Source organism: Luteococcus sp. (assembly GCF_043424415.1).
Lineage (GTDB): Bacteria > Actinomycetota > Actinomycetes > Propionibacteriales > Propionibacteriaceae > Luteococcus.
Window position 1 is genome coordinate 1 of the sequence record NZ_JBHWOO010000261.1, and the last position, 8,680, is coordinate 8,680.

The 8,680-nt window shown below is 67.3% G+C and carries 8 protein-coding genes; 5 read left to right on the forward strand and 3 right to left on the reverse strand.

All coding sequences use genetic code 11. The features are described from left to right. Positions 1-46: 46 nt before the first annotated feature. Positions 47-1,429, reverse strand: coding sequence for an NAD-dependent succinate-semialdehyde dehydrogenase (locus ACHFFZ_RS14880; protein ID WP_394277380.1), 1,383 nt, complete (start codon positions 1,427-1,429; stop codon positions 47-49). Positions 1,430-1,605: 176 nt separating this feature from the next. Between ACHFFZ_RS14880 and ACHFFZ_RS14885 the strand changes: the two genes are divergently transcribed. Continuing rightward, on the forward strand, positions 1,606-2,373 hold the full coding sequence (locus ACHFFZ_RS14885; RefSeq protein ID WP_394277381.1) for a nuclear transport factor 2 family protein: 768 nt from the start codon (positions 1,606-1,608) through the stop codon (positions 2,371-2,373). Between the two features lie 118 nt (positions 2,374-2,491). Here the strand turns inward: ACHFFZ_RS14885 and ACHFFZ_RS14890 are convergent, their stop codons facing one another. Together ACHFFZ_RS14890 and ACHFFZ_RS14895 are read right to left on the reverse strand one after the other, a co-directional pair. Next, a complete protein-coding gene (locus tag ACHFFZ_RS14890) occupies positions 2,492-3,163 on the reverse strand; it encodes a response regulator (RefSeq protein WP_394277387.1) in 672 nt (223 codons plus the stop codon). A 5-nt stretch (positions 3,164-3,168) separates the two neighbouring features. Further along, a complete protein-coding gene (locus ACHFFZ_RS14895) occupies positions 3,169-4,563 on the reverse strand; it encodes a sensor histidine kinase (protein ID WP_394277382.1) in 1,395 nt (464 codons plus the stop codon). A 200-nt stretch (positions 4,564-4,763) separates the two neighbouring features. On the opposite strand from ACHFFZ_RS14895, the gene ACHFFZ_RS14900 reads away from it, so the two are divergent. From ACHFFZ_RS14900 to ACHFFZ_RS14915, 4 genes are all read left to right on the forward strand, one after another. Next, complete coding sequence (locus ACHFFZ_RS14900) at positions 4,764-5,429, forward strand: response regulator transcription factor (protein WP_394277383.1); 666 nt, start codon at positions 4,764-4,766, stop codon at positions 5,427-5,429. A gap of 38 nt (positions 5,430-5,467) precedes the next feature. Beyond that, positions 5,468-6,826: an ATP-binding protein gene (locus ACHFFZ_RS14905; protein WP_394277384.1), complete on the forward strand. Its 1,359-nt coding sequence runs from the start codon at positions 5,468-5,470 to the stop codon at positions 6,824-6,826. A gap of 402 nt (positions 6,827-7,228) precedes the next feature. Beyond that, the gene (locus tag ACHFFZ_RS14910) at positions 7,229-8,074 is read left to right on the forward strand and encodes an LPXTG cell wall anchor domain-containing protein (RefSeq protein WP_394277385.1); all 846 of its coding nucleotides are present in this window, start codon (positions 7,229-7,231) and stop codon (positions 8,072-8,074) included. 159 nt (positions 8,075-8,233) lie between these two features. Then, positions 8,234-8,680: type 1 glutamine amidotransferase domain-containing protein (locus tag ACHFFZ_RS14915; protein WP_394277386.1), on the forward strand; the 447-nt coding region annotated here is incomplete at its 3' end.

Below are 8,680 nucleotides of genomic sequence, written 5' to 3' on the forward strand. Positions count from 1 at the left end.
TGACTGCACACCACATGGTGTGCCGCCCGCAGTGGGGGTCTCGCCGTCAGGGCTTGTCGCCGCCCACCCAGTGGAGGCGCTTGTTCACGAACTCGTCCATTCCCACGGGTCCGAGCTCACGCCCATAACCCGAGCGCTTCACCCCGCCGAAGGGGATGGCCTCGCCCTCCGCGGCGTGGGTGTTGATTTTCACCATTCCCACCTCGAGGCCCTCGCCCACCCGTTCGGCCCGTTTGGTGTCCTGGGAGAAGACCGAGCCGCCCAGGCCGAAGTGGGAGTCATTGGCCAGCTCCAGGGCCTCCTCGTCGCTGGAGACCTTGTAGACCACGCAGACGGGCCCGAAGAACTCCTCGTGGTAGATGTCGGAGCCCCGCGGAACATCGGTGAGCACGGCCGGGCTGATGTAGGCACCCTGGTCGGACAACTCACCCCCGACACGCAACGTGGCGCCGGCTGCGACGGCCCGGTCGATCTGGTCCTTCAGCTTCTCCGCGGCCGGACGCGAGGACAACGGGGTGTAGACCGTCTCGTCCTCGGTCTCGAAGGTGCCGGGCGTCATCTGCCCGGCGAGGCGTTCGAGCTCGGCCACGAAGTCGTCGTAGATGTCGTCCATCACGATCATTCGCTTGTTCGAGTCGCAGGCCTGGCCCGTGTTGTACATGCGGGTGGAGAAGGCATTGCGGGCTGCCTCGGTGGGGTCGCCGGCGTCCAGCACGATGTACGGATCGGAACCGCCGAGTTCCAGGACCACCTTCTTCAGGGCGCGCCCAGCCTGTTCCGCGATGGCCGCACCGGCGCGTTCCGAACCGGTCAGACAGACCCCTGCGATGCGGGGGTCGGCCACCAGTGTGGAGATCTGGTCATGGTCGGCGAAGACGTTCTGGTAGACGCCCTGTGGCACCCCGGCCTCCTCCATGATCTCGGCGATGGCGGTGGCGGAGCGGGCACAGATCTCGGCGTGCTTGAGGATGATCGCATTGCCCAGCACCAGGTTGGGTGCTGCGAAACGGGCCACCTGGTAGTAGGGGAAGTTCCACGGCATCACACCGAGCAGCACTCCGATGGGGCGACGCTGCAACACTGCCCTGGCACCGTCGGCGTCGAGCTGGAGGTCCTGGCTGAACTTCTCGCCGTTGTCGGCGTAGTACTGGAAGATCGCCGACGAGTACTCGGCCTCCTCGACGCCCTCCGAGAGGCGCTTGCCCATCTTGGTGCCGATGATCCGGGCGAGTTCATCCTTCCTCTCGTCGAAGAGCGTGGCCACTCGGGAGACCACCTCCATGCGCTCCGACATGGGGCGGCGGCTCCACCGTTCCCAGGCCTGGCGACTTTGCGCCAGGAGGTCGTCCAGCTCCGCCTCGCTGACGAATTCCATGCTTTCGACGACCTCGCCCGTGGCGGGATTCTCGACGCGGTATCCATCACTCATGTTCTGCTCCTGTCCTGGTGCACCATGGTCATGATTCCGGCCAGACCATCCACGCCCACGACGGCGAATCCAGAGTTCTGCAAGGACATTCCGGTGCACGGATCGGGGCGGTTGCGCCACCGCGCGGATACCTAGGATTGCGCTGGCAGCGCAGTCACTCGACACGAGGAGATGTCATGGACCAGGTCGCGGAATTCGTGCTCGATGTCCACAACCGCCTGTTCGACCAGCACGACAGGACAGTGCTGGAGACGGAATTCGCCGAGGATTTCGTCGAGCACTCGCCACTGGTGGCGGGTGATGCGCAGGGACTGGCCACACTCGTTGAGGAATGCGGTGAAGGCCTGCGCCATCGCAATTCCAGGGTGCTGTCCGACGGCGACCTGGTGGCGCTGCACGGCAGTTTCGTGGGGCTCGACGAGACCGAGCTGGTCGGCTTCGACATCTACCGGGTGCGCGACGGCAAGATTGTCGAGCACTGGGACACCCTGGTGCCGCGGCAGGAGCCGAATGCCTCGGGCCGCACCCAGCTGGCCGGCCCCATTGAGGTGATTGATCGGGAACGCACCGAGGCCAACCGGGAGCTGGTCACCGACTTCTTCATCAGGACCCTCATCGGGGGCGACTACGAGGGATTCCGGGAGTTCACCCGCGACGGGGTCTTCCTGCAGCACTCACCGGACATCGCCGATGGCGTCGAGGCCGTTGTGGACTTCCTCGAGGATCTGCGCACCTCGGGCGAGGGCTTGGTCTACGACAGGACCCATCGCACCATTGCCGACGGGCAGTTCGTCCTGACCCATTCGGAGGGCTCGATCAACGGCAAGCGGCACTCCTATTGCGAGCTGTGGCGGGTGGAGGACGGTGCCATCGTCGAGCTGTGGGACGCGATCGCCGAGGTGCCGAGCGATCTGGACGCCGTCCACAGCCGCGGCGTCTTCTGAGGCCGGTGACTTCTCGGGCTGGGACGCCGGGATTGCGCCCCCTGCGGCGCACGACACGTTCAAATTGCCTCCGTGGCCGTATGTGCTGCAATCACGGCGTCTCGGGGTCGGGGAGGGTTCAGCCGGGCAGCGCCAGGCCGGCGCGGTGGGCCCAGACAACCGCCTGGACCCGGTCGCGCACCCCGAGCTTGGCGAGCACGTTCGAGACGTGCGTCTTGACCGTCGCCTCGCCCACCACCAGGTGGTCGGCGATCTCGTGGTTGCTCATCCCCTCGGCCACCAGCTGCAGCACCTCCGTCTCGCGGGCGGTCAGCTCCACCCCATGGGGGAGGGTCGGCGGTGTGGCGGACGCGCTGCCCGTCTGCCGTGCCGCCTCGTGGCGGGTCATGCGACGGATCACCCGCGTGGTGACATCGGGGGCCAACAGGCCTTGCCCCTGGGCGACGACGCGGATGGCATCCACCAGCCGCTCCGGCTCGGCATTCTTGAGCAGGAAACCCGCAGCACCCGCCTCCAGGGCGTCGAAGAGGTAGTCGTCGCGGTCGAAGGTGGTCAGCACCACCACGCGCGAGAGTTCCTCGGCCACCACCGTGCGGGTAGCGGCGATCCCATCCAGCACAGGCATCTGGACGTCCATCAGGGTGATGTCGGGGCGCAGGCGCCGAGCCAGGTCGACGGCCTCCTGCCCGTTGGCGGCGGTTGCCACCACGTCGATGTCGTCCTCGATGGACAGGATCATCTGGAAGCCACTGCGGACCAGGGCCTGGTCGTCGGCCAGCAGGACGGTGATGGGGGTCATGGCCTGGCTCCGGTTGCTGGGGTCACTGGGGTTGGGGTCACTGGGTTTGGGGTGCCTGTGGGCGTGCCCGGCGTCGACGGGACGGGGAAGCGGACCCGGACCCGGTAGCCGCCGGTGACCCGCGGGCCGATCTCGGAGCTGCCGCCGTGCGAGTGGACCCGTTCCCGCATGCCGAGCAGCCCCAGACCGGAACCGCTGGTCCCGGCGCGTGGGCGGCCGTCGTCGAGCACCTCCACCTCGACGAAGTCCTCCCCGCCGCGCTGGTTGGAACGCAGCGTGACGCAGGCGCGGGTGGCGGTGGAGTGGCGCACCACATTGCTCAGCGCCTCCTGCACCGTGCGGTAGAGCGACAGCTGTACTGGCAGGGGGAGGGCCTCGAGCGCTCCCGGTCTGCGCTCGACGCGCGTCAGCTCCACCGACAGTCCGTCGGCCCGGAAGCAGTGCACCAGCGAGTCCAGCTCGGCCAAGGAGGGCTGGGGATCGCGGCTGGCGTCGAGGCCATCGGACGGGTCCTGCTCGCCAGAGCCGCGCAGGGCCCCCAACAGGCCGCGCATCTGGGTGACGGCCTGGCGCGCGGAGTCCTCCACGTTCTCCAGCGCCTGGGTGGCGGCGGAGGGGTCGCGGTCGAGCAGCCGCCGCGCGCCGGCCGCCTGGATTCCCATCACCGAGACGTGGTGGGCGACAACATCGTGCAGTTCGCGGGCGATCCGCAGGCGTTCCTGCACGACGGCCTGCTCCTGCAGTTCACGGCTCTGCTGCTCGATGGTGCGGGCGGAGCGTTCCAGCAGGTCACGGTCGCGCGCCTGACGCCAGGCCGACTGCCCCATGGCGATGGCTCCCAGCACGTAGACCAGGTTCGCGACGGTCGAGTAGAGCACCCATGAGACCAGCGGCGGCAGGATCCCGTGGCCCAGCTCCTTCTCGTCACGTGCCTCCCGGAAGTTGTCGATGGCGTGTCCCAGTGAGATGTCCCAGGCCATCCAGACCATCATCGCCACCAACAGGCCGCCGAGCACCAGGGTGGCCTGGCGCCGGTCACTGGCCCAGGCCGTACCCGAGTAGAGGGCGAAGAAGGTGATGACCATGGTGAAGGTCTGGTAGCCGAGCTCGGGGACATAGGTGGCGGCCACGAAGAAGCCGAGGAAGCCGAGCAGGGCCACCACCAGGGGATGGCGCCGTCGTGCCACGAGGGGCAGGCACTGGCCGGCGAGCATCAGGTACTGCACCCAGGGCGATCGCATCTGGTCTGCGGGGGCGAAGGCCCGGAAGAGTTCCAGCATCAGCGCCACGCCGGCCATCACGGCCAGGGCGATGATCCAGTCCTGGCGCGAGATGGGGGGATTGTCCCGCTCCCATGCGTCGTCGCCGCCCAACACACCCAACCAGTCCATGACGATCAGCCTAGGCATCTCAGACGTCCGCGCGGCTCCGTCGTAGGGGGGATTCGGCTGTCCGAGACTTCCGGAGGGCATGTTCCGTTTGGACAATTGTCTCGCGCAGTCCACGGCAGGTCTTGGAGTGTCGAAAGGGCACGTGTCGAAACCGACCCCACCTGCTCGCACATCGGGGGTGGACCATGCAGAATGTGAATGTGAGCAAGGTATTGATTGTTGAGGACTCCGAGGTCATCAGGGCCTCGGTCGTGTCGGCCCTGCGTTCGCAGGGGCACCTGGCACAGGCCTTGCCGGACGGGACTGACCTGGAGCGTGCCATCACCTCGAGCCAGCCTGATCTGGTCATCCTCGACGTCATGCTTCCCGGGGGGCGGGATGGTTTCGAACTTCTGGACGTGGTGCGCAAGCTCTCACGTGCCGGGGTGCTGATGCTGACCGCGCGTGACGAGATGACGGACAGGATCCGCGGCCTGAGCCAGGGCGCGGACGACTATCTGGCAAAGCCCTTCGCCATGGTGGAACTGATGGCCCGCATCGAGGCCATCCTGCGCCGCACTGGATCCATGGGCAGCACCGTCACGGTTGGCGACATGACGATCGCCGACGACGCTGCCAGCGTCACCCGCAATGGGGTCACCATCGACCTGACCGAGACCGAGCGACGCCTGTTGAGCCAGCTGGCCAAACACCCCGAGCGCGTGGTGTCCAAGACCCAGCTCCTCACCGCGGTGTGGGGATATGACGGCTACGACGAGAACATCGTCGAAGTCCACATCTCCAGCCTGCGGCGCCGACTCGAGGCCCACGGACCCCGTGTCATCCACACGGTCCGTGGCCGCGGGTACCGGCTGGGCACTACGTGATCGGTCGCCGGTCAATCCGGGCCCGAGTGCTGGGGGCCATGTTCGTGGTTCTCGCGCTCACCATGCTGGGGGTTGGCATCGTCACTGATGCCGTCTTCATGAACCGCCAGGTCAACGAGATGGAGACGCGCCTCAATGACGGGCTGGCCCATGCCCAGAGCTTGGCGAAGGACCCGTCGATCGGTGCCGAGCAGATCGTGGCGCAGGTGGGGCGTGGGGCGACCCATGTCTTCGTGGACGGACTGGCCGACGGGCGCACCATGGGTGATCCGCCGCCCCAGGACCAGTCACGCTTTGTGAGGCTCCCGTTGGAGACCTCCGGTCCGCTCAAGGGGGCGGAGGTGACGATCTGGGAGTCGACCGAGCCCGCGATCGGGGCCAGGCGCTCGCTGGATGGGGCGCTGGTGCTGGTGGGGGTCCTCGGGATCGTGGGGGCGAGCCTGCTCACGGTGGCGATCACCGACGTGGCGCTCAAGCCGCTCGATGTGATGGCCGACCGTGCCAATCGCATCACCGAGGGGGAGCGCGGGATCCGAATGGCTGCGACGCACACCGACACGGAGGTGGGCCGCACTGCGGCCGCCATTGACGAGATGCTCGACGAGCTGGAGGGTGCCGAGATCCGCGCCCGTGCCGCGGAGGCGCAGGCCCGGGCGTCGGCTGAGCAGATGCAGCGTTTCCTGTCGGATGCGGCGCACGAGCTCAAGACGCCGATGGCGGGGATCCAGGCCGCGGCGGAGTCGCTCATCCAGTTGCCCCCGGGTGCGGACGAGGACCGGGAGCAGCTGGCCTTCCTGTTGGGGCGGGAGGCCAGTCGTGGCGGGCACCTGGTGAACAGCTTGTTGGAGGCTGCCCGGGTGGATGCTGGCCCCACCCTGAACATGGAGCTGCTCGACCTGGGCGACCTTGCCCTGGCGGAGCAGCGTCGCCTGCAGCTGGTCTATCCCAATCTCGAGGTGATCGTCCAGGGGGACAACCTGCTGGTCAATGCGGACCGGCAGGGCATCACCAGTGTGCTGCGCAACCTGGTGGACAATGCGGGGCGGGCGGCTGCCCCTGACGGTTGGATCGTGATCGACCTGTCGACCGAGGACGGTCAGGGTGGCATCGCGATGGCGGTGCTGCGGGTGGTTGATTCAGGCACTGGCATTGCCCCGGAGGACCGTGAGCGCGTCTTTGACCGTCTGGTGCGGCTGTCGAGCACGGCCACGACCACCAAGGGCTCGGGACTGGGGCTTCCGATCGCCCGGGGCTATGCCAGGGCACATGGCGGCGATGTGGTCTATCGCGATGACGTGCAGGAGCTGCTCCCGCTGGACGAGGATGGGCAGGTGAGGCAGCCCGGAGCCTGCTTCGAGATGTCCATCCCTCTGGCGCGACGTTCCGTCGCTGCCTGATTCAAGACGATCGACATATCTTGTTCCTGCTTCTGTTCATCGGAAAGAAGTGTTACGTGATCAATATTTATGCACGCCATCATAAATAATGTGATGAGATGAGTAGTTCTTTCCCTGCCGGTTTTCCTGAGGATGCCTGTTCTTGTGCTGATCTTCCTTTTCAGTCCACCATCAGAATCGTTTTGACTAGGGGTGATGCAGTGGAGTCCCTAGTCAAACGCTATAAATCAAGTGCTGGCTATTTCCCGCTGGGCAGACGAGGATGGAGACACGTCGCCATGTATTCCCGGGGGAAGTCACCAAGGTGACTGGGAATCAGCACTGGCGATGAAGCGGATTGATGTCCCGCGCTCGGGGGAGCGCGGCAATACCGCGCATTGTCAGGAAAGGGGATCGCACCTGATGCGTTCCATCACCCGTACGACCATCCGCTCCGCCTCTTGCGCTGGTGCCCTGGTTCTGGCCGGCGGAAGCTGGTTCGGCACCGGTGCGGCCTTCGCCACTCCGTCGGGCGGCTCTGCCGAGCCGACGCCGAGCGTGACTGCCCCCGCCGAGCCCACCCCCGAGGTGCGCCCGACGGCCGAGCCGAGCAAGGAGGCCCCGTCCTCGGGCAAGGAGACCCCGTCCTCCGGTGGGCCCTGTGAGCCCGGCGAGACGCCCACGCCCCGTCCCACGCCAGAACCCACTCCCGAGGTGACCCCGGAGCCCAGCAAGCCTGTGGTGACGCCCGAGCCCACCCCCGGTGAGGAGTGCAATCCCTCCGGTGGGCCCTGTGAGCCCGGTGGGACGCCCACTCCCGAGCCCAGCAAGCCTGTGGTGACCCCTGAGCCCAGCAAGCCCGTGGTGACCCCCGAGCCCAGCAAGCCCGTGGTGACCCCTGAGCCCAGCAAGCCCGTGGTGACCCCCGAGCCCAGCAAGCCCGTGGTGACCCCCGAGCCCAGCAAGCCCGTGGTGACCCCCGAGCCCAGCACCCCGGCCGAGACGCCGGTTCCCGAGCTGCCCCTGCCGCAGACCCCCGAGGGTGAGGAAGAGGTCACCATCGTCGTCGTCGTCCCGGAGACTCCTGCCGAAGGCACCCCGGTCGATCTGCCGCTGGCTCCCACCCCCGAGGCTCCGGTCGTCGAGCTCAAGCGCCCGGTGGCCCTGCCTCGCACCGGTGACCAGGGCGGCTTCTCGCCGCTGCTGGCCGGCGCCGGCGTGTGCGCGATCGCCTTCGCCGGTTCCTTCGCGGGCCGTCGCAAGAAGTGACGCAGTCGCAGTACTGAACGACCGTCCTGACGGTCAGCAATCCGGAAGAGGGCCCGACACCACACGGCGTCGGGCCCTCGACCCGTCCGGATGCGTTCGTCAGTTCACTTCCCGCGTACTTGCTGGACACCGGGACGGTGGAGGCGCTTGTCTGGACTGATGAAGAAGGTACTGCTTGTCCTGACCAGCGCTGACGAGATCGCCGGCGAGCCCACCGGCTACACCCTCAGCGAAGCCGCGCACCCGTGGAAGATCTTCCGCGACGCCGGCCACGTCGTCGACTTCGCCTCCATTGCCGGAGGCACCCCGCCCGTCGACCCGAACAGCGAGCGCGACGAGATCACCGACGAGTTCGAGTCCGATGCCACGGTGCAGGCCGGGCTGGCCAACACCGCCAAGGTGGAATTCGTCGAGGCCGACCAGTACGACGCCATCTACCTGGTGGGCGGCCACGGCACCATGGTGGACTTCCGGGGCAACGAGCACCTCGCCCGCCTGGTGAAGACCTTGGCCGACACTGGAGCCGTCGTCTCCGCCGTCTGCCACGGCCCGTCGGGTCTGCTCGATGTCGAACTGGCCAACGGCCTGCGCATCGTCGAGGGTCGC